Below are 18,111 nucleotides of genomic sequence, written 5' to 3'. Positions count from 1 at the left end.
CCGACACGCGGCGAGGCCGGGCCCCCGACGGGACCCGGCCTCGCGGCGTGCGGCGGTCAGGCGCTGCGGTTGCCCACCGCGGTCCGCACGGGGCCCAGCGCGATGACGAGGCCCACCACGGCCGTGGCGATGTGCAGCACGTTGTCGGCGGCGTTGATGTTGAGGAAGTCCCAGTCCTCGCCGGCGGCGATCAGGCCGTAGACGAAGACGGCGCCGTAGCCGACGGCCAGCAGCCAGCCGTACGTGCGCGCGCCGGAGAGGGTCCGGGCGAGCAGCAGGCCGGCGAGGCCGATGACGATGTGGACGATGTTGTGCAGCGGGTTGATCATGAACCCGAGCAGGGTCTCGTGCTCCGCGTTGCCCGCGAAGTTGTCGAACCCGGTGACGAAGAAGCCGACGATGCCGACCAGCAGGTAGACCGCGCCGAAGACCAGCGCGAGCAGCTGCGGCCAGGTGCGGGCGCCGGCGTCGGTGTTGCCCGCCGAAGCGGCCATGGGTGTCCTCCAGGAGGTGTGCGTCCTCCGCCGGTGGCTCGACGGATCCGGACCGTGCGTTACCCGTCGGGTGACCTGCGGAAACAGATGTCACCCGACCGGGTGGGGCACGACCTGCCGGGTCGTCAGCGCGGGGTGGGCCGGGGCCGGCGGACGACGAACGGGCCGATGGCCAGCAGGTCGACCGGCGCCGAGCCGAAGCACTCCAGGGCGTCGCGCGGGTCGTCGACCATGGGCCGCCCCGCGGTGTTGAGGCTGGTGTTGACGACGACGGGCAGCCCGGTGCGCCGCTCGAAGGCGGAGATCATCCGGTGCACCAGCGGCTCGGTCCGCGGGTCGATGGTCTGGATGCGCGCCGTCCCGTCGACGTGGGTGACCGTGGGGATGCGGTCCTTCCACTCGGGCGCGACGTCGTGCACGAACAGCATGTACGGGGAGGGGATGGGGCCGCGGCTGAAGATCTCCGGGGCCTTCTCGAGCAGCACCATCGGGGCCACCGGGCGGAACTGCTCGCGGCCCTTGACGTCGTTCATCCGCTCGAGGTTGGTCTCGAAGCCGGGGTGGGCCAGCAGGGAGCGGTGGCCCAGGGCCCGCGGGCCGTACTCGCTGCGGCCCTGGAACCAGGCGACGATGCCGTTGTCGGCGAGCACCTCCGCGACGGCCTCGGCGACGTCGTCGGGCCGCTCGTAGTCGATCGCCGCCGTCTGCAGCCACTTCTCGATCTGCTCGTCGGTCCAGCCGCGGCCGAGCGCGGCGCCGGGCATCGGCTCGGTGCGCTCGCCCAGCTCGTGCGCCACGTGCAGGGCGCTGCCCAGCGCGGTGCCGGCGTCGCCGGCGGCCGGCTGCACCCAGACCTCCTCGAACGGGCTCTCGGCGAGGATGCGGGTGTTGGCGACGCAGTTGAGCGCGGTGCCGCCGGCCATGGTCAGGACCTTGTCGCCGGTCTGCTCGTGCACCCAGCGGGCCAGCTCGACCAGCACCTCCTCCAGCCGGGTCTGCACGCTGGCGGCGAGGTCGGCGTGGTCCTCGGTCCACTGCTCGTCCTTGCCGAGGCGCGGGGCGAACTCGGAGAAGTCGATCTTCTCGGTGACGAAGCCGCCGTCGCCGGTGGCCCGGATCAGCTCCGACAGCTCGCCGAGGAAGCGCGGCTTGCCGTACGAGGCCATCGCCATGACCTTGAACTCGTCGGAGCTGCGCAGGAAGCCGAGGTGGTCGGTGAGCTCCTCGTACATGAGGCCGAGGGAGTGGGGGAGCGCCTGGCCGGCGAGGATCTCCAGCTGCCCGTCGACGTAGCGGCCGGCGAGGTGGCTGTGGGCCTCGCCGCGGCCGTCGAGCACGAGGACGGCGTTGTCCCGCTGCGGCGCGGCGAGCCCGGCGGACGCGGCGTGCGCCACGTGGTGCTTGACGAAGCGGACCTTGGCGGGGTCGAGGCCGGGCAGGGCGTGGGCGAGGAAGTCGGGCGCCATCTCGGCGTACTTCTTGCGCATGGTGTCGCCGTCGTCGAACAGCCCGGTCTCCTCGGGCGTGACCATCAGCGCGGGGTCGAACGAGTAGGCGACGGCGTCGAGCTCGTCGGGCCGGATGCCGGCCTCCTCGAGGCACCAGGCGGCGGACAGCTCGGGCAGCTCCCAGGCGCTCCACGGCAGCGGGCGCTTGCCGTGCTTGCGACGGCTGAAGCGCTCCTCCTCCGCCGCCGCCACGACCTTGCCGTCGACGACCAGGGCCGCCGCCGGGTCGTGGTAGATGGCGTTGATGCCCAGGACCTTCACGCGGGGACTCCTTCCGGCCGGGCGCCGCGCCCGGTTCCAGTGCTGATGATCAAGCCTTCGCGATCACCCCGCAGGGTGAGGGCCCGAACGAGTGACCCGGTCAGGCGGTGCGGGTCCTGAGCAGGCCGTGCTCGGTGACCGCGGCGAGGGCGAGGGTCTTGTAGCCGACCTCGTCGAAGAGGACGACGAGGCGGTCGTCCTCCACCCGCATGACGACGCCGGCGCCCCACTCCGGGTGCTCCACCGGGGTCTCGACCGGGAAGGGGGTCTCGTCGTCCTCGGGCTGCTGCTGGGAGAGGCCGGCGGAGCAGTTGTCGCAGTTGCCGCAGGGCTCCTCCAGCTGCTCGCCGAAGTAGCCGAGCAGGAACTGGCGGCGGCACTCGGTGGTCTCGGCGTAGCCGCGCATCATCTCCACGCGGCTCTGGTCGACCCGCTCGTGGTGCTCGGCCAGCTCGCGCGCGGCCGCGGCGGCGTCGCCGGGGGACGGCGCCCCCTCGGCCGGGTGGGCGGCGCCCTCCTCGTCGAGCACGACGGCGGAGACCTGCTCGAGGAGGTTGAGGTCGCGCGCGAGCGGGGTGGCGCCGCGGCCGGTCTCGTCGCGCAGCGCCGCGACGTCGACGCCGTCCTCGATGCCGGCGGCCTCCGCGGCCGCGACCAGCCCGGCGACCTGCTGCAGCTCCTCCTCGGGCGGGATCCCGGCGGCGAAGAACTTGCGCAGGCCGAGGTCCTCCTGCCGGTAGACGAGCACGGCGAGGGCGGGCTGCCCGTCGCGGCCGGCGCGGCCGATCTCCTGGTAGTAGCTGTCGACGGAGTCGGCGGGCTCGGCGTGGACGACGAAGCGGACGCCGGGCTTGTCGATGCCCATGCCGAAGGCGGTGGTGGCGACGACGACGTCGAGCCCGTCGGTCATGAACGCCTCCTGGGTGTCCTCGCGCTCGGCCTTGCGCAGGCCGGCGTGGTAGGCGCGGGCCCGCAGGCCGCGCTCGGCGAGGGCCTCGGCCAGCTCCTCGGTGCCCTTGCGGGTGGCGCTGTAGACGATGCCGGGCAGCTGCCCGTCGCCGACCTGCTGCAGGACGCGGTCGAGGACCGCCGCACGCTTGCCGTGGGCGTCGGCGTGCTGGTCGACCTCGAGGCGGATCTCGGGGCGGTCGAAGCCGGCGACGACGACGTCGGGCTCGCGCATCTCGAGGCGCTCGACGATCTCGGCGCGGACCGGGGGAGCGGCGGTGGCGGTGAGCGCGAGGACCGTGGGGTGCCCGAGCTGCTCGATCACCCCGCCGAGGCGGAGGTAGTCGGGGCGGAAGTCGTGGCCCCAGGCGCTGACGCAGTGGGCCTCGTCGACGACGAACAGCGCCGGCGCCGCGTCGCGGATCGCGTCGACCACCTCGGGCTTGGTGAGCTGCTCGGGGGCGAGGAGGACGAAGCGGACCGTTCCGTCCCCCAGGCCCTCCAGGACGTCGCGGTGCTCGCCCGCGGGCAGGCTGCTGTTGAGCTGGGCGGCGCGGCCGACGCGGTCCGGCCCCAGCTCCTCGAGCCGCTCGACCTGGTCGCGCTGCAGGGCGATGAGCGGGGAGACGACCACGACCGGTCCGTCGAGCAGCTGGCCGGCCACCTGGTAGATCGCCGACTTGCCGGCGCCGGAGGGGAGCACGGCGAGGGTGTCGCGGAGGGCGGCCACGCTCTGCATGGCCCGCTCCTGGCCGGGGCGGAAGTCGTCGTAGCCGAGGACGTCGCGGGCGATCTCCCGGATGCGCCGGGTCCGCACCGACGCGGAGTTGCCGGCGGGGTTGTCCTGGTCGTCGTTGCGTCCGCGTGGTGGCACCGGCTCAGGCTGCCCGACCGCCCGGAGCGGCAAACCGCGCCGGACGTCACAGGCTGACCGCGACCGTGGCCGCGAGCTCGCGCACCTCCTCCAGGTCGTCCCGGCCCGGCGCCCCGGTGAGGCCCAGCGGCGCGGCGACCTCCTTCCACCGCAGGGCGCCGGTGATCTTCCGGATGGCGGACAGCGCGCCGGCAGTGTCGTCGTTGCCGTGCACGTAGACGCCGTAGGGCAGCCCGACGGTGGCGTCGAGGCAGGGGTAGTAGACGGTGTCGAAGAAGTGCTTGAGGGCACCGGACATGTAGCCGATGTTCGCCGGCGTCCCGAGGAGGACGCCGTCGCTGGCCAGCACGTCGGCCGCACCGGCCGACAGCGCCGGCCGCAGGGTCAGCTCCACCTCCTCCACCATCGCCGCGCCCTCCTTCACCGCCTCGAGGACGGCCTGCATGGCTGGTGAGGGCGTGTGGTGGACGACGAGCAGGCGGGGCACGCGCGCATCATCGCCCGCATTCCCGTGTTCCCGCGTTCCCGCGTTCCCGCGTTCCCGCGGGAACGCCGGTCGGCCGATCAGCGGGGCGCCGGCCTCGACGAGCGTCAGCGGAGGGACGACCGCCGGGTGCCGACGTCGGCGCGGTCGGCGGCGGCCCGGCCGGCGTACCAGCCGCCGCCGTCGACCGAGGCCCGGCTGCGGCTGGTGCGCACGCGCGGGAAGAGCTCGGTGAACGCCGACTCGACCGCGGCCTGCCGGCTGCGCAGCACCGGCCGCAGGTCGACGCCCTTCTCCGCGGCCGCCTCCGCGGTGGCCTGCTGCCGCGCGGTGGTCAGCCGCTCCCCGATCCGGTGCGCGTACCCGAGGAGGAACGACCGCCGGAACGACCGGGACGCCGACCGGTGCCCCGCCCGCCGCTCGGCGACGGCGAGCGCCTGCGCCACCTGCAGCAGCAGCGACGTGAACAGCAGCTCGACCGCGTCCAGGTCGGCCGGCATGCCGACCAGGTTGGCGATGCCGAGGCTCCGGTACCAGACCAGGCGCACGCCGTTGGCGTCGGAGACCGCCCCGAGCAGCTGCATCTTCGCCCGCACGTACGGGTCGTCGACGTGCACCCGCCGGGTGCCCACACCGGCCGGCGCCGGACCGTCGGCGGCGGCGCCCAGCAGCGCCGCGTCGACCGCGTGCCGGGCCATCAGCTCCTGCGCCTTGGCGGTGAGCGACTCGGCCTCCTCCGGGAACTCCGTCGACTCGGCCTTGGCCAGCAGCCCGCGGATGCGGCGCAGCACGCGGGCGTCGTCCGGGGCGGCCGTGCGGGTGGCCGGCCGGGCGGCCGGCCGGGCGGCCGGCCAGCGGGACGGCGGCGGGACCAGCTGGTCGATGCGCGCGGCGGTGCGCAGCAGCCCGGCGAGCCGCAGCACGGTGCGCCACGCCTCGGCCGGCGGCCGGCGGTGCGCCCGGTGCCAGGCGGCGACGACCTCGGGGGCCCCGGGCGGGAGGGCGCCGAGGTCGTGCAGCTGCGCCAGCCACGCGTCCGGCGCCCGGCGCTCGGCGTCGCTGCGCCGCGCGTGCTCGCCGATCAGCGCCACCGCCAGCGGCACGGAGGCCGAGGTCGCCTCGCGGCGGGCCGCGTGCACCAGGTCGGCCGGCTGCCAGCCGCGCTCCCACGCCTCGTCGAGGGCGTCCTGCAGCGCCCGCGTCGCGATCCCCCCGCCGTCGACCGTGGGGTGGTGCACGGCCAGCGTGGCGGCCAGCTCCTGCGCCACCCCGGCGTCGGTGAGCAGGCCGCTGCGGTGCCGGAGGAGGTCGGTGAGCCAGGCGTCGTCGAACACCCCGGCCATGCTGCCCGGCCCGGCCGCCGACCGGAGCACGAGCTGTGGACGGCGCGGCGTCGTCCACAGGCCGTTGTGCCGAGCGTGGCACGGCGCGACCATGGGCGCCCCCGTCCCCGGGATCGGAGCCCCCATGAGCGAGACGACCAGCCTGCGGCGCCTGAGCGGTCTGCCGGAGACCCCGGCGTCGTGGCGGGACCAGACCCTCGTGCTGGTCGACTGCCAGAACACCTACACCCGCGGGGTGCTCGAGCTCGACGGCGTGCAGCAGGCGCTCGACCAGGTCGAGGAGCTCCTCGACCGGGCGCGCAGCGCCGGGGTCCCCGTGATCCACATCCAGCACGACGCCGGTCCGGGATCGCCCTACGACGTGCGGGCGGAGAGCGGCGCCATCGTCGACCGGGTGGCACCGCGGGGCGACGAGCCCGTGGTCGTGAAGGACCGCCCGAACGCCTTCGTCGGCACCGACCTGGAGGCCCGGTGCGCGGCCTCGGGCCGGGACGTCCTGCTCGCCGGGTTCATGACGCACATGTGCATCAACTCCACCGCGCGCGGCGCCTTCAACCTGGGGTACCGGCCGACGGTCGTGGCGTCGGCGACCGCCACGCGGGACCTGCCCGGGCCCGAGGGCACCGTCCCGGCCGCCGCGGTGCAGACGGTGAGCCTGGCCGCGATCGCCGACCTGTTCGGGCTGGTCGTGCCCGACGGCCGGGCCATCCCGGACTGAGGACGGGAGCGGCCGGGCTCGCCGTCTAGGGTCTGGCCGTGGCCGCCTCCTACCGCATCGCCGAGGCCGCGGAGCTGCTCGGCGTCAGCGACGACACGGTGCGGCGCTGGATCGACAGCAACCGGCTCCCGGTGCGCCGGGAGGGCGGCGGGCCGGCCCGCGTCGACGGCGCCGACCTCGCCCGGGTGGCCGCCCAGCTGCACGAGCCGCCCGACCCCGGCACCACGCGGTCCTCCTCCGCCCGCAACCGGCTGACCGGCATCGTCACCCGCGTCGTCCGGGACACCGTGATGGCCCAGGTCGAGATCCAGGCCGGGCCGTTCCGCCTGGTGTCGCTGATGTCCCGCGAGGCCGCCGACGAGCTGGGCCTCGAGGTGGGGGTCCGCGCCGTCGCGACGGTCAAGGCAACGCAGGTGAGCGTCGACATCCCGTAGCGGCTTGCGCAACTGCGGCGCCATCTGTTCCCCTTCTCCGCAGTCGCGGAAGAAGGGGGCCTGGGTGAGGCGTTCGGCACTGCTCCTCGCGGCCCTGCTCGCCCTCGCCGCCTGCGGCTCGACCGCCGCCGACCCCGGCACCGGCACCGGGCAGGGCACCGGGGCGGACGGCGGCGGGCTCACCGGCACCCTCACCGTCTTCGCCGCCGCGTCGCTCACCGACGTCTTCACCGCCCTGGGCGACCGGCTCGCGGGGGACAACCCGGAGCTGGACGTCCGGTTCAACTTCGCCGGCAGCTCGGCCCTGGCAACCCAGATCACCGAGGGCGCGCCGGCCGACGTGTTCGCGTCGGCCGACGAGGCCCGGATGGCGGTCGTCACCGGCGCCGGCCTGCAGGGCGAGGACCCGACGGTCTTCACGGAGAACCTCCTGGAGATCGCCGTGCCGCCGGGCAACCCCGCCGGCATCACGGGGCTGGCCGACTTCGCCGACGCCGACCTGGCGCTGGCGGTGTGCGCCCCCGAGGTGCCCTGCGGGGCGGCCGCCGAGCAGGTCTTCGAGACGGCCGGGGTCACCGCCCGGCCAGACACGTTGGAGGAGGACGTCCGCGCGGCCCTCACCAAGGTGGAGCTCGGCGAGGTCGACGCCGCCCTCGTGTACGCCACCGACGTCCGCTCCGCCGGCGACGCCGTCGAGGGCATCCCGTTCCCCGAGGCCGAGCAGGCCGTCAACCGCTACCCGATCTGCACCCTGGCCGGCGCGCCGAACCCCGAAGCGGCGCAGGCGTTCGTGGACCTCGTGCTCTCCGACGAGGGGCAGCAGGCCCTCGAGGACGCCGGCTTCCGCGCTCCGTGAGGACGTCCGCCCGGCGGGACGGCCGCGTCCCGCTCCCGCTCCTCGTGCCGGCGGCCGTCGGCATCGCCTTCCTCGTCCTCCCGCTGCTCGGGCTGGTCGTGCGCGCCCCGTGGTCGGAGCTCGGCGCGCGCCTGGCCGAGCCCGAGGTCGGCGAGGCGCTGCGGCTCAGCCTGGTCTCGGCGACCCTGGCCACCGCCGTGTCGCTCGTGCTCGGCGTCCCGCTCGCCTGGGTGCTGGCCCGGACGCGCGTCCGCGGGCGGGCCGTCCTCCGCGCCCTGGTCACCGTCCCGCTGGTGCTGCCACCGGTGGTCGGCGGGGTGGCGCTGTTCCTCGTCCTCGGCCGGCAGGGCCTGGTCGGGCAGTGGCTGCACGAGACGACCGGCGTGACCATCCCGTTCACCACCGCCGCCGTGGTCATCGCCGAGACGTTCGTCGCCATGCCGTTCCTCGTCATCAGCGTCGAGGGCGCGCTGCGCGCCGCCGACGCCCGGTTCGAGGAGGCCGCGGCGACCCTCGGCGCCGACCGGTGGACCACCTTCCGCCGCGTCACCCTCCCGCTCGTCGCCCCCGGGATCGCGGCCGGCGCGGTGCTGTGCTGGGCGCGGGCGCTGGGCGAGTTCGGCGCGACGATCACCTTCGCCGGCAACTTCCCGGGGACGACGCAGACGATGCCGCTCTCGGTCTACCTCGCCCTGCAGAGCGAGCCCGAGGCGGCCATCGTGCTCTCGCTGCTGCTGCTCCTCGTCTCGCTGGCCACCCTGCTCCTCCTCCGCGACCGCTGGCTCGGCCGGGCCGCCGCCGGATGACGCTGCACGCCTCGATCGGCGTCCGCCGCGGCCGGCTGCGGGTCGACATCGACCTCGACGTCGCCGACGGCGAGGTGCTCGCCGTCCTCGGACCCAACGGCGCCGGCAAGTCCACGGTGCTGCGGGTGCTCGCCGGCCTCCTCCCGCCGGACACCGGCCGGGTGGTCGTCGACGGCCGGACGTGGGACGACGACGGCGTGCACCTGGCCCCGCACGAGCGGGCGCTGGGCATGGTCTTCCAGGACCACCTGCTCTTCCCGCACCTGTCGGCGGCGGACAACGTCGCCTTCGGCCTGCGCACCCGAGGCGTTCCGCGGACCGAGGCCCGCCGGCGCGCGGGGGAGTGGCTGGCCCGGGTGGGGCTGGGCGGGCTGGCCGACCACCGGCCGGGCCAGCTGTCCGGCGGTCAGGCGCAGCGGACGGCCCTGGCCCGCGCGCTCGCCCCCGAGCCGGCGCTGCTGCTGCTCGACGAGCCGCTCTCGGCGCTCGACGCCCGCACCCGCCTCGCCGTGCGCGCCGAGCTGCACCGGCACCTGGCCGAGTTCCCCGGCAGCACCGTGCTGGTCACCCACGACCCGGTCGACGCGATGGCGCTGGCCGACCGCGTGCTCGTGCTCGAGGAGGGCCGGGTGGTGCAGAGCGGGGCCCCGGTCGAGGTCGCCCGCCGCCCGCGGACCGACTACGTCGCCCGGCTCGTCGGCCTGTCCCTGCTGCCCGGCACGGGGGAGGGGACGACGGTGCGCCTGGACGGCGGCGGCGTGGTCGCGGTCGCCGAGGAGGCGGCCGGCCCGGTCTTCGTCGCCGTCCGCCCCGAGTCGGTGGCCCTCTACCCGGTCCGGCCCGAGGGGAGCCCGCGCAACGTGTGGCCGGCGCGCCTGGTCGGCGCCACCCCGCACGGCGCGACGGTGCGCTGCGAGCTCGACGGCGAGGTGCCGCTGGTCGCCGACGTCACGGAGCGGGCCTTCGTCGAGCTGGGCCTCGCGCCCGGCGCGGCCGTCTGGGCGGCGGTCAAGGCCTCCGAGGTCGCGGTCTACACCCGCTGAGGGACCGCGGACCGATCGGCCGTCGGCTGCGGCCGCGGCCACACCGTGTAGCTCATCGACACGACCAGATCGACGAGCAGCACGACCGTCCACACGGCGGCCACCTGCCAGAGCGCCGCGGTGCGCTCGAGGCCACCGCCGACGACCACCCCGGCGCCGAGCAGCGCGACCCCGACACCCCAGGCCAGCAGGTGGTGCAGCCACATCCGCCGCTCGTGGCGGGCGTGCGCCGGGCCGGCCTCGGGCGGCCGCACCGGCCGGGGGCCGCCGCCGAACCGGTGCGCCACCCGCTCGTCGGCCCAGCGGACCATCCGGTGCCCGAAGCCGACCGAGACGCCCAGGTAGACCGCGGCCAGCGCGTGCGGGAGCGAGGCGGTCCCGCCGGAGCGCACGTCGAGCGCGGCCGCTCCGAGCAGCACGAGGTCGACGAGGGGCACGCAGACGAGGACCACCGCGCCCGCGCGCGGCCGGCGCGCCGCGTAGCGCAGCAGCAGGCCGCCCAGGAGCAGGACCCAGAAGGCGATCTCGCACGCCACGATCAGGCCGATGAGCACGTCGTCCCCTCGTTCCAGCACAGGTGTACCGCAACGGTAGCAGTACACCTGTGCTACAACGGCCGGGTGCCCCGCCACGTGGACCGCGACCGGCGCCGCGACGAGCTCGGGGACGCGGTGTGGCGGGTGGTCCGCCGCGACGGGCTGGCCGGCGCGACGGTGCGCGCGGTGGCGGCCGAGGCCGGCACCAGCGTCGGCGCGCTGCGGCACTGGTTCACCACGCAGTCCGAGCTGCTGACCTTCGCCATGGCCCGGGTCGGCGACCAGGTGCGGGCCCGCATCGGGGCGCTCGACCTCTCCGGCGACCGCTGGTCCGCCGTCCTGCGCCTGCTCGCCGAGCTCGTCCCCGTGGACGCGCAGCGGCGGGCGGAGAGCGAGGTGTGGCTGGCGTTCGTCGCCCAGTCCCAGGTCGACCCCGCGCTGCACGCGCTGCGCGACCGCACGCACGAGGAGCTCGGGCTGGCCTGCCGCGCGGTGCTCGGCGGGCTGGCCGACGGCGGGCTCCTGCGGGCGGACCTCGACCTCGACCTCGAGGCGCGGCGCCTGCACGCGCTGCTCGACGGCGTGGTCCTGCACACCCTGCTCTCGCCCGGACACCTCCCACCCGCGGAGGGCCTGGACCTGCTGGAGCGGCACCTCCGCGGGCTGGCGCCTGAGAGGGTGTCCCGGTGAGCGTCGCCGCCGTCGTCCTCGCCGCCGGGGGCGGCCGCCGCTACGGCATGCCCAAGGCGCTCGTGGAGGTCGACGGCGAGCTGCTCGTCGAGCGCGCCGTGCGCGTCGCGCAGGCCGTCTGCGACCCGGTGCTCGTCGTCCTGGGCGCGCAGGCGGTCGACGTCTGGCGGTCGGCGCGGCTGGAGGACGTGATCGTGCTGGCCAACCGCGACTGGGAGACCGGCATGGCCTCCTCGCTGCGCACCGGGCTCGACGGCCTGCGCGGCCTGCCGGGCGGGGCGGCCGTGGACGCCGCCGTCGTGCTCCTCGTCGACATGCCCGGCATGACCTCCGCGGCGGTGCGCCGCCTGGCCGACCACGCCGCCCCCGACGCCCTCGCCGTCGCCACCTACGACGGCGTCCGCGGCCACCCGGTGCTGCTGGGCCGCGAGCACTGGGCCGGGGTGGCCGCGACGGCCACCGGCGACGAGGGCGCCCGCCGCTACCTCGCCGCCCGCGAGGTCACCGAGGTCGACTGCACGGGTCTGGCCGACCCCACCGATCTCGACGTCCCGCCGTCGCCGTAGGCGCGGGTACCGTGCGCGGCGTGAGTCAGGCGCAGATCGCCCGGGTCGTCGACGAGCCGCTGTCGGTCGCCGAGCACGAGGACGCCGTGGCCGACAAGGCCGCCGGCGCCGTCGTCTCCTTCGCCGGCGTCGTCCGCGACCACGACGGCGGCCGGTCGGTGACCGAGCTCGAGTACGTGGGCCACCCGACCGCGCCCGAGGTGCTCGCCGGGATCGCCGCCGAGTTCGCCGCCCGGCCGGGCCTGCACGCCGTCGCCGTCTCGCACCGGATCGGGCTGCTGGGCATCGGGGACGTCGCCCTGGCCTGCGCGGTCAGCGCCTCGCACCGCGGCGAGGCCTTCGCCGCCTGCGCCGAGCTCGTCGACGTGGTGAAGGAGCGGCTGCCGATCTGGAAGCGGCAGGTCTTCACCGACGGCGAGGAGGAGTGGGTCGCCTGCCCCTGAGGCTCTCCCTCACCCGCGCCGGGTGAGGTGGTCCCCGCCCGCCCGCGACCACGATCGCGGTCGACCTGGCAGAGGGGCGGAGAGATGACGGAGATCAGCATCGGCCGGCGCCGCACCGGGTGGGACGTCGTCATGGGCGTCCTGGCCGTGCTCGCCGGCCTCGTCGTGTTCGGCAACGTGGTCCTGGCCACGACCGTGTCGGTGCTCTTCATCGGGTGGTTCGCTGTCATCGGCGGCCTCGCCACCCTCGTGGGGGCCTTCCTCCGGATCGGCAAGGGAGGTTTCTGGCCGATCGCGATCGGCGGCGGCCTGCTGCTCGTGCTCGGGTTGATGTTCGTCCGGCGGCCGGGCGTCGGCGCGCTGGCGCTGACCCTGCTGGCCGGCGCGCTGTTCCTGGCCGGCGGCATCACCCGGCTCGTCGGTGCCGCGCAGGTCCCCGCCGCCCGGGTGCCGCTGCTGTTCAGCGGCGCGGTGTCGACGATCCTCGGGCTGATCATCTTCTTCGACATCTGGGACGCGACGCTCACGCTGCTGGGCATCCTGCTGGGCGTCGAGCTCCTCACCGAGGGCATCACCCTGCTGCTGTTCGGCCGGCTGCACCTCGACGTGCGGTCGGAGGACCGGCCGCCCGTGTCGGCCTGAGCGCGGCGGCTCAGGAGTCGGGGGTGGCCGCGCGGGGTGCGGGCAGCGGCCCCTCCGGCTCGACCGCCAGCAGCGTGCTGAGCATCCGGGCGGCGAACTCGACGGTCGGCAGGCCGAGCGCGGCCCGCCGCGGCTGCGCCCGGAAGGACAGCGCGCACAGCGTGCCGTAGAGCTCGCCACCGCGGGTCACCAGCGGGACGCCGAGGTAGGCCGCCACGTCGGCGGCCAGGCCCACCGAGCAGCGGGCGTACTCGGGCACGGCGGCGGTCACCGTGGCCACCCGCGGCGCCCGGCCGGTGACCATCTGCCGGCAGAAGGACGCGTCCCACGACAACGCGGTGCCCGGCGGGACGGCGCCGGGCGGGGAGGCGCGCACGACCACCTGGGCCGCGCCCTCGACCCGGGTCACCGCCCACACGTCCCAGCCGAACTGCTCGTGCAGGAACGCCAGGGCGCCCTCGGCCGCGGCCAACCAGTCGGGCCACGGCCTGACGTCGGCGATCCCGCTCTGCCCGGGGATCCCCATAGGTCGTTGTTTCCCCGATCCGGCCGGAACGACACGTTCCGGTCCCTGTCGGACCCGGGCGGGATCAGCCGGCGAACTCGCGCACCGGCCGGCCCGTCACACCCACGTCGGCGGCGAAGAGCGAGCCGGCCAGCGGGTCGTCGTCGGGGGCCAGGTCCTCCCGCGACGTGGTGATGAACAGCCGGTCGAGCGCCGCGCCGCCGAACGCGCACGCCGTGACCTGGCGGGCCGGCACCTCCACGACGCCGTCCAGGCGCCCGTCGGGGGTGTAGCGCCGGACCACGCCGGCGCCGAACAGCGCCACCCAGACCGCGCCCTCGGCGTCGACGGTCAGGCCGTCGGGGTTCTCGTCGTCCCCCAGCTGCACGAACGTCCGCCGCCCGGTCAGCCCGCCCTCCGGGGACCAGTCGAGGACGGCGATCCGGTGGGTGGGCGTGTCGTCGTAGTAGGCCAGCGAGCCGTCGGGGCTCCAGTCCAGACCGTTGGAGATCGTGACCCCGGAGAGCACCACGGTGGCCGCGCCCCCGGGGTCGAGGCGGTACAGGCTGCCGGCGCCCGGGCGGTGGTCGTAGGCCATCGACCCGCAGTAGAACGCGCCGGCCGGGTCGCAGCCGCCCTCGTTCATGCGCAGCTGCGGGTCGGTCCACAGCGGCGGCAGCGTGGTCAGCGCGCCGTCGGCGGCCTCGAGCGCGAAGCCGCGCTCCACGCCGATCACCGCGCCGCCGGCCCGCCGGGGCCGCAGCGCCGCGGCGACGTCGCCCACGTGCCGGCGCGACACCGCGCCGTCAGCGCCGAGCGCGAGCACGTCGCCGGCGAGCATGTCCACCCAGCGCAGCCCGCCCCAGCGGGCCGACCAGACCGGTCCCTCCCCGTGGTAGGTGACCGGGTCGGTCACCTGCTCGGCGCGCACCCGGTCAGCGGACGCCGGCCAGCCCGTCGTCCCCGGGATCGCGCCTGCCCTCGCGCTCGGCCTCCTCGCGCGCGGCGGCCTCCTCCTCGGCCTCGCCCTCGAGGCGGCGCGCCTCGCCGCCGACGGTGGCCGCGGCGTCGCCGTGCGACTCCCCGTAGAGCTCCTCGGCGCGACCCAGCAGCTCGTCCCACTTCGCCTTCGCCTTGCCCACGATGCCCATGCGCAGATCCTCCCGCAGGTCAGCCGCCGGCGAACGGGGGCAGGACGTCCACCACCGCGCCCGGCGCCAGCGCCAACGAGCGGTCGCGGATCGTGGTTCCGTCGACGAGGAACGAGCACGCCGTGAGCACCCGCTCCAGGCGTTCGCCGTGGTCGCCGACGATCTGGCCGACCAGCTCGTCGAGGGTGGCGGCCTCGCGGGTCTCGGTGTCGACGCCGGCGGCCGCCCGGGCCCCGGCGAAGTAGCGGACGGTGATCATCCGCCGATCGCCGACATCGGTCGCGCCGGCTGCAGGAAGCTGGGGTCGTCGATGCCGTGCCCGGGGAGCTTGCCCAGCGTGGCGATCCGCCAGCGGTCGGCCAGCTCCTCGTCGGTGGCGCCCTCGCGCATCGGCGTGCGCAGGTCGGACTCCTCGCGGGCGAACAGGCAGTTGCGCACCTGGCCGTCGGCGGTCAGCCGGGTGCGGTCGCAGGCGCCGCAGAAGGAGCGGGTGACCGAGGCGATGATCCCGACCGTCGCCGGGCCGCCGTCGACCAGCCACCGCTCGGCCGGGGCGGAGCCGCGCTCCTCGGAGTCGGGGGTGAGCCGGTGCGCCGCCGACAGCTTCTCGAGGATGTCCTCGGCGGTGACCATGCGGCCGCGGGTCCACGCGTGGTGCGCGTCGAGCGGCATCTGCTCGATGAACCGCAGCTGGTAGCCGTGCTCGAGGCAGAAGTCGAGCAGCGGGAGCGCGTCCTGCTCGTTGATGCCGTGCAGCAGGACGGCGTTGACCTTGACCGGCGTGAGCCCGGCGTCCTGCGCCGCCGCCAGCCCGGCCAGGACGTCGTCGAGCCGGTCGCGGTGGGTGAGCTGCCTGAACCGCTCCCTGTCGAGGGTGTCGAGGCTGACGTTGATCCGGTCCAGCCCGGCCCCGGCGAGCGCCGGCGCCACCCGGGCCAGGCCGATCGCGTTGGTGGTGAGGCTGACCTCGGGGCGCGGGCTCAGCGCCGTCGCGGCCTGCACCAGCCCGACCAGCCCGGGGCGCAGCAGCGGCTCGCCGCCGGTGAAGCGCACCTCGCGGATGCCCAGCTGCTCCACGCCGATCCGGATCAGCCGGTTGATCTCGTCGTCGGTGAGCACCTCCTGCTTGGGCAGCCACGCCAGGCCCTCGGGCGGCATGCAGTAGGTGCAGCGCAGGTTGCAGCGGTCGGTCAGCGAGACCCGCAGGTCGGTGGCGACCCGGCCGTGCCGGTCGACCAGCCCGCCGCTGCCCGGCACGCCGTCGGGCGGGCGCACCCAGGGGGTCGGCAGATCGGTCGCGCTCACGTCCGCGAATGTAATCGCGGGGACGGACGGCGTCGCCGGGCGCGAGACCCGCCTTCCGGTCGAGGCCGCATCCGCGGAGGCCGGCGCGCCGATCCACCGCACCTGCGGACCGGTGCGCTGCAGGGACGTTGCCCCACCGGGAGCGCTCCCGCCCGTGCGGGTGCGCGCCGCGAAAACCGGCGGCGTCCCGTCGGCCCCCGTTGCTACCGTCGCGGTGCCACCCGAGGGACCGGCGGGGCAGTCCCCGCACTCGCCTGTGGCCAGGAAGCGCGAGAGAACCGTGTCGCCCCGCACCTTGTTCCAGCCCTACGCGCGGCTGTTCGCCGTCCCCGGCGCGGTCGCCTTCTCCCTCGCCGGCTGGCTCGCCCGGCTCCCGATGCCGATGGTCGGCCTCGGCACCGTGCTGCTCGTGGCCGGCGAGACCGGCAGCTACGGCCTCGCCGGCGCGCTGTCCGGCACGCTGGCGCTGGCCTTCTCGGTGGCCAACCCGCAGTGGTCGCGGCTGATGGACCGCCACGGCCAGGGCCGGGTGCTGCGCTGGGTCGTCGCGGCCTACCTGCTGTTCGGGGTCGCGTTCGTGGTCTCGGTCGTCGCCGACGGACCGCACTGGCTCTGGTACGGCCTCGCGGCGCTGACCGGCGCGACCGAGCCCAACATCGGCGCGCTGGTCCGCGCCCGGTGGGCGCACGCCCTCGACGACGCCGGCCGGCAGACGGCGTTCGCCTTCGAGTCGGTGGTCGACGAGGTCGTCTTCGTCGTCGGCCCGCCGCTGGTCACCCTGCTCGCCACGGCGATCGCCCCGCCGGTCGGCTTCCTCGCCGGCCTGCTCTTCGGCGTCGTCGGCGGGCTCTGGCTGGCCCGGCTGCGCGCCACCGAGCCGCCGCCGCAGGTGGTGGAACCGGGGGACCGGTCGCGCCGGGCGGCGCTGCTGAGCCCGACCGTGCTCGTCGTGGGCCTGGTGTACCTGGCCGTCGGCACGGTCTTCGGCGCGGTGGACGTCGTCGTGGTCGGCTTCGCGGAGGAGCAGGGCGCCTCGGTCATGGCCGGGGCGGCGCTCGCCGTCTTCGCCCTCGGCAGCCTGGTCGCCGGCTTCGCCTACGGCGTCGTCCGGCTGCCCGGCACGCTCGTCACCCGCTACATCGCCTGCGCGCTGTTCTTCGCGGTCTCGGTGCAGCTGCTGCTGCTCGTCGGGTCGCTCGCGGTGCTCGTCCCGGTCGCGTTCGTCTCCGGCCTGTCCATCGCGCCGGTGCTCGTCTCGGGCACGTCGCTGGTCGAGTCCCGGGTGCCGCGGGCGGCGCTGACCGAGGCGCTGTCGTGGACGACGACGGGTCTGACCCTCGGCGTGACCGCGGGCTCCGCCGTCGCCGGTGCGGCGGTGGACGCCTGGGGCGCCGAGCCCGCCTTCGCCGTCCCGGCGCTCGCCGCCGGGGTGGCCGGGGTCCTCGCGCTGGCCGGGGCGCCGCTGCTGCTGCGCCCGCGCCGGAGGCGGCCGGTGGTGGGGCCCCTTCCGGCGCCGACGACCGCCGGGGAATGCTGACGCGGGTGAGCACCCGACGCACGCACGGCCGCGCCAGCGCCCCGGCGGGGACGGCCGCCGCCGACCCCGGCCCGGCGGAGCCGATCCTCGAGTTCGCCGAGGCCACGCCCTACGAGCAGTACGTCGGCGTCCGCCAGCTGCAGGCGCTGGTGCGCACGGTCACCGACCACCCCGCCGAGCCGTCGTTCCTCGTCGTCACCCAGGTCATGGAGCTGTGGTTCACGCTGCTGCGCCGCGAGTGGGAGCTGGCCCAGCGGCGGCTGCGGGTCGACGACCTCGACGGCGCGCTGGCCGCGATCCGGCGCTCGGTGCACCACCTGCGCTCGCTGAACGCATCCTGGGGCTCGCTGCTGTGGCTCACCCCCGGCGAGTTCAACGGCTTCCGCGACCGGCTCGGCGAGGCGTCGGGCTTCCAGTCCTACGAGTACCGGCACGTCGAGTTCCTGCTGGGGCTCAAGGCCGAGTCCGTCGTCCGCCCGCACAAGGGCCTGCCGGCCGTGCACGCCGACCTGCAGCGGGCGCTGGCCGCGCCGTCGCTGGAGGACGACGTCCTGGCCTTCCTGGCCCGTCGCGGCCTGCCCGTGCCCGACGAGGTGCTCGACCGCGACCGGACCGTGACCCACCCCGCGCACCCCGCCGTCACCGCCCTCTGGGTCGACGTCTACCGCGACCCGCGCCCGACCAGCGAGCTGTTCGCGCTCGGGGAGGCGCTCACCGACGTGGCCGAGGAGTTCCTGACCTGGCGGCAGCGGCACGTCGTCGCCGTCCGCCGGTCGATGGGCGCCAAGCCTGGGACCGGTGGGTCCGCCGGGCTGGCCTGGCTCGAGCGCAGCGCCGCGCGGGTGGTCTTCCCCGACCTGTGGGAGGCGCGCACCGAACTGTGACCGGTTGAGCCGCCGGTCATCGGGTAGGCGGTCCCACCGGGGCAGAGCGTCTCGCGCCGGCAGAGCGGCCGGCCTCCCGCCGC

General features: G+C 75.8%; 22 protein-coding genes. 11 read left to right on the top strand and 11 right to left on the bottom strand.

The features are described from left to right. Window positions 1–56: 56 nt before the first annotated feature. The 5 genes from ACI78S_RS04240 to ACI78S_RS04220 all read right to left on the bottom strand — a co-directional run bounded on the left by ACI78S_RS04240 (window position 57) and on the right by ACI78S_RS04220 (window position 6,038). Window positions 57–494 carry a DUF4383 domain-containing protein gene (locus ACI78S_RS04240; RefSeq protein WP_456970963.1) on the bottom strand — a complete coding sequence of 146 codons (438 nt, stop codon included), beginning with the start codon at window positions 492–494 and terminating at the stop codon, window positions 57–59. A 125-nt stretch (window positions 495–619) separates the two neighbouring features. Continuing rightward, window positions 620–2,263, bottom strand: coding sequence for a carbamoyltransferase family protein (locus tag ACI78S_RS04235; RefSeq protein WP_456970962.1), 1,644 nt, complete (start codon window positions 2,261–2,263; stop codon window positions 620–622). Window positions 2,264–2,363: 100 nt separating this feature from the next. Continuing rightward, complete coding sequence (locus ACI78S_RS04230; RefSeq protein WP_456970961.1) at window positions 2,364–4,085, bottom strand: RecQ family ATP-dependent DNA helicase; 1,722 nt, start codon at window positions 4,083–4,085, stop codon at window positions 2,364–2,366. Window positions 4,086–4,131: 46 nt separating this feature from the next. Next, window positions 4,132–4,572, bottom strand: a complete 441-nt coding sequence (locus tag ACI78S_RS04225) for a flavodoxin family protein (protein ID WP_456970960.1) — start codon at window positions 4,570–4,572, stop codon at window positions 4,132–4,134. A gap of 104 nt (window positions 4,573–4,676) precedes the next feature. After that, entirely contained in the window at window positions 4,677–6,038 is a 1,362-nt protein-coding gene (locus ACI78S_RS04220; RefSeq protein WP_456970959.1) for a DUF2786 domain-containing protein, read from the bottom strand. Between ACI78S_RS04220 and ACI78S_RS04215 the strand changes: the two genes are divergently transcribed. The 5 genes from ACI78S_RS04215 (at window position 6,037) to ACI78S_RS04195 (ending at window position 9,769) form a co-directional block, all read left to right on the top strand. Beyond that, a complete protein-coding gene (locus ACI78S_RS04215; RefSeq protein ID WP_456970958.1) occupies window positions 6,037–6,630 on the top strand; it encodes a cysteine hydrolase family protein in 594 nt (197 codons plus the stop codon). The genes ACI78S_RS04220 and ACI78S_RS04215 overlap by 2 nt on opposite strands. 38 nt (window positions 6,631–6,668) lie before the next feature. Continuing rightward, a complete protein-coding gene (locus ACI78S_RS04210; protein ID WP_456970957.1) occupies window positions 6,669–7,064 on the top strand; it encodes a TOBE domain-containing protein in 396 nt (131 codons plus the stop codon). Between the two features lie 64 nt (window positions 7,065–7,128). Beyond that, on the top strand, window positions 7,129–7,920 hold the full coding sequence (modA, locus tag ACI78S_RS04205; protein ID WP_456970956.1) for a molybdate ABC transporter substrate-binding protein: 792 nt from the start codon (window positions 7,129–7,131) through the stop codon (window positions 7,918–7,920). Further along, window positions 7,917–8,726, top strand: a complete 810-nt coding sequence (locus ACI78S_RS04200; protein WP_456970955.1) for an ABC transporter permease — start codon at window positions 7,917–7,919, stop codon at window positions 8,724–8,726. The genes modA and ACI78S_RS04200 overlap by 4 nt, the downstream gene beginning before the upstream one ends. Then, window positions 8,723–9,769 (top strand): ABC transporter ATP-binding protein, encoded by a 1,047-nt coding sequence (locus tag ACI78S_RS04195; protein ID WP_456970954.1) that lies wholly within the window; start codon window positions 8,723–8,725, stop codon window positions 9,767–9,769. Before ACI78S_RS04200 ends, ACI78S_RS04195 begins: the two co-directional genes overlap by 4 nt. Here ACI78S_RS04195 and ACI78S_RS04190 read toward each other — a convergent pair. Then, window positions 9,757–10,344, bottom strand: a complete 588-nt coding sequence (locus ACI78S_RS04190; protein WP_456970953.1) for a hypothetical protein — start codon at window positions 10,342–10,344, stop codon at window positions 9,757–9,759. The two genes, ACI78S_RS04195 and ACI78S_RS04190, sit on opposite strands and share 13 nt — an antisense overlap. A 45-nt stretch (window positions 10,345–10,389) precedes the next feature. Here ACI78S_RS04190 and ACI78S_RS04185 point away from each other — a divergent pair, with 45 nt between their 5' ends. From ACI78S_RS04185 to ACI78S_RS04170, 4 genes are all read left to right on the top strand, one after another. Then, complete coding sequence (locus ACI78S_RS04185) at window positions 10,390–10,995, top strand: TetR/AcrR family transcriptional regulator (RefSeq protein ID WP_456970952.1); 606 nt, start codon at window positions 10,390–10,392, stop codon at window positions 10,993–10,995. Beyond that, window positions 10,992–11,561 carry a nucleotidyltransferase family protein gene (locus ACI78S_RS04180; RefSeq protein ID WP_456970951.1) on the top strand — a complete coding sequence of 190 codons (570 nt, stop codon included), beginning with the start codon at window positions 10,992–10,994 and terminating at the stop codon, window positions 11,559–11,561. Before ACI78S_RS04185 ends, ACI78S_RS04180 begins: the two co-directional genes overlap by 4 nt. Before the next feature lie 20 nt (window positions 11,562–11,581). Further along, window positions 11,582–12,004 (top strand): molybdenum cofactor biosynthesis protein MoaE, encoded by a 423-nt coding sequence (locus ACI78S_RS04175; protein ID WP_456970950.1) that lies wholly within the window; start codon window positions 11,582–11,584, stop codon window positions 12,002–12,004. An 84-nt stretch (window positions 12,005–12,088) separates the two neighbouring features. Next, window positions 12,089–12,646, top strand: coding sequence for a DUF308 domain-containing protein (locus ACI78S_RS04170; RefSeq protein WP_456970949.1), 558 nt, complete (start codon window positions 12,089–12,091; stop codon window positions 12,644–12,646). 10 nt (window positions 12,647–12,656) lie between these two features. On the opposite strand, the gene ACI78S_RS04165 is transcribed toward ACI78S_RS04170, so the two are convergent. The 5 genes from ACI78S_RS04165 to moaA all read right to left on the bottom strand — a co-directional run bounded on the left by ACI78S_RS04165 (window position 12,657) and on the right by moaA (window position 15,607). After that, complete coding sequence (locus ACI78S_RS04165) at window positions 12,657–13,172, bottom strand: GAF domain-containing protein (RefSeq protein ID WP_456970948.1); 516 nt, start codon at window positions 13,170–13,172, stop codon at window positions 12,657–12,659. 64 nt (window positions 13,173–13,236) lie between these two features. Continuing rightward, window positions 13,237–14,082 (bottom strand): SMP-30/gluconolactonase/LRE family protein, encoded by an 846-nt coding sequence (locus ACI78S_RS04160; RefSeq protein WP_456970947.1) that lies wholly within the window; start codon window positions 14,080–14,082, stop codon window positions 13,237–13,239. 4 nt (window positions 14,083–14,086) lie between these two features. Then, the gene (locus tag ACI78S_RS04155) at window positions 14,087–14,302 is read right to left on the bottom strand and encodes a hypothetical protein (protein WP_456970946.1); all 216 of its coding nucleotides are present in this window, start codon (window positions 14,300–14,302) and stop codon (window positions 14,087–14,089) included. A gap of 19 nt (window positions 14,303–14,321) precedes the next feature. Next, window positions 14,322–14,561, bottom strand: a complete 240-nt coding sequence (locus ACI78S_RS04150) for a MoaD/ThiS family protein (protein WP_456970945.1) — start codon at window positions 14,559–14,561, stop codon at window positions 14,322–14,324. After that, complete coding sequence (moaA, locus tag ACI78S_RS04145; protein ID WP_456970944.1) at window positions 14,558–15,607, bottom strand: GTP 3',8-cyclase MoaA; 1,050 nt, start codon at window positions 15,605–15,607, stop codon at window positions 14,558–14,560. The genes ACI78S_RS04150 and moaA overlap by 4 nt, the downstream gene beginning before the upstream one ends. 280 nt (window positions 15,608–15,887) lie before the next feature. Between moaA and ACI78S_RS04140 the strand changes: the two genes are divergently transcribed. Further along, a complete protein-coding gene (locus tag ACI78S_RS04140; protein ID WP_456970943.1) occupies window positions 15,888–17,144 on the top strand; it encodes an MFS transporter in 1,257 nt (418 codons plus the stop codon). A gap of 5 nt (window positions 17,145–17,149) precedes the next feature. Continuing rightward, window positions 17,150–18,028: a tryptophan 2,3-dioxygenase gene (locus tag ACI78S_RS04135; protein WP_456970942.1), complete on the top strand. Its 879-nt coding sequence runs from the start codon at window positions 17,150–17,152 to the stop codon at window positions 18,026–18,028. Window positions 18,029–18,111: the final 83 nt, after the last annotated feature.

It is taken from the genome of Geodermatophilus sp. SYSU D00815, assembly GCF_054050035.1.
The sequence above is the reverse complement of the archived record's forward strand: the minus strand, read 5'-3'. Positions and strand labels throughout refer to the sequence as shown.

Coding starts and splice junctions, on each gene's coding strand:
- ACI78S_RS04195 (WP_456970954.1), top strand. CDS start 8,723: ATGACGCTGCACGCCTCGATCGGCGTCCGCCGCGGCCGGCTGCGGGTC.
- ACI78S_RS04165 (WP_456970948.1), bottom strand. CDS start 13,172: ATGGGGATCCCCGGGCAGAGCGGGATCGCCGACGTCAGGCCGTGGCCC.
- ACI78S_RS04240 (WP_456970963.1), bottom strand. CDS start 494: ATGGCCGCTTCGGCGGGCAACACCGACGCCGGCGCCCGCACCTGGCCG.
- ACI78S_RS04215 (WP_456970958.1), top strand. CDS start 6,037: ATGAGCGAGACGACCAGCCTGCGGCGCCTGAGCGGTCTGCCGGAGACC.
- ACI78S_RS04170 (WP_456970949.1), top strand. CDS start 12,089: ATGACGGAGATCAGCATCGGCCGGCGCCGCACCGGGTGGGACGTCGTC.
- ACI78S_RS04150 (WP_456970945.1), bottom strand. CDS start 14,561: ATGATCACCGTCCGCTACTTCGCCGGGGCCCGGGCGGCCGCCGGCGTC.
- ACI78S_RS04155 (WP_456970946.1), bottom strand. CDS start 14,302: ATGGGCATCGTGGGCAAGGCGAAGGCGAAGTGGGACGAGCTGCTGGGT.
- ACI78S_RS04220 (WP_456970959.1), bottom strand. CDS start 6,038: ATGGGGGCTCCGATCCCGGGGACGGGGGCGCCCATGGTCGCGCCGTGC.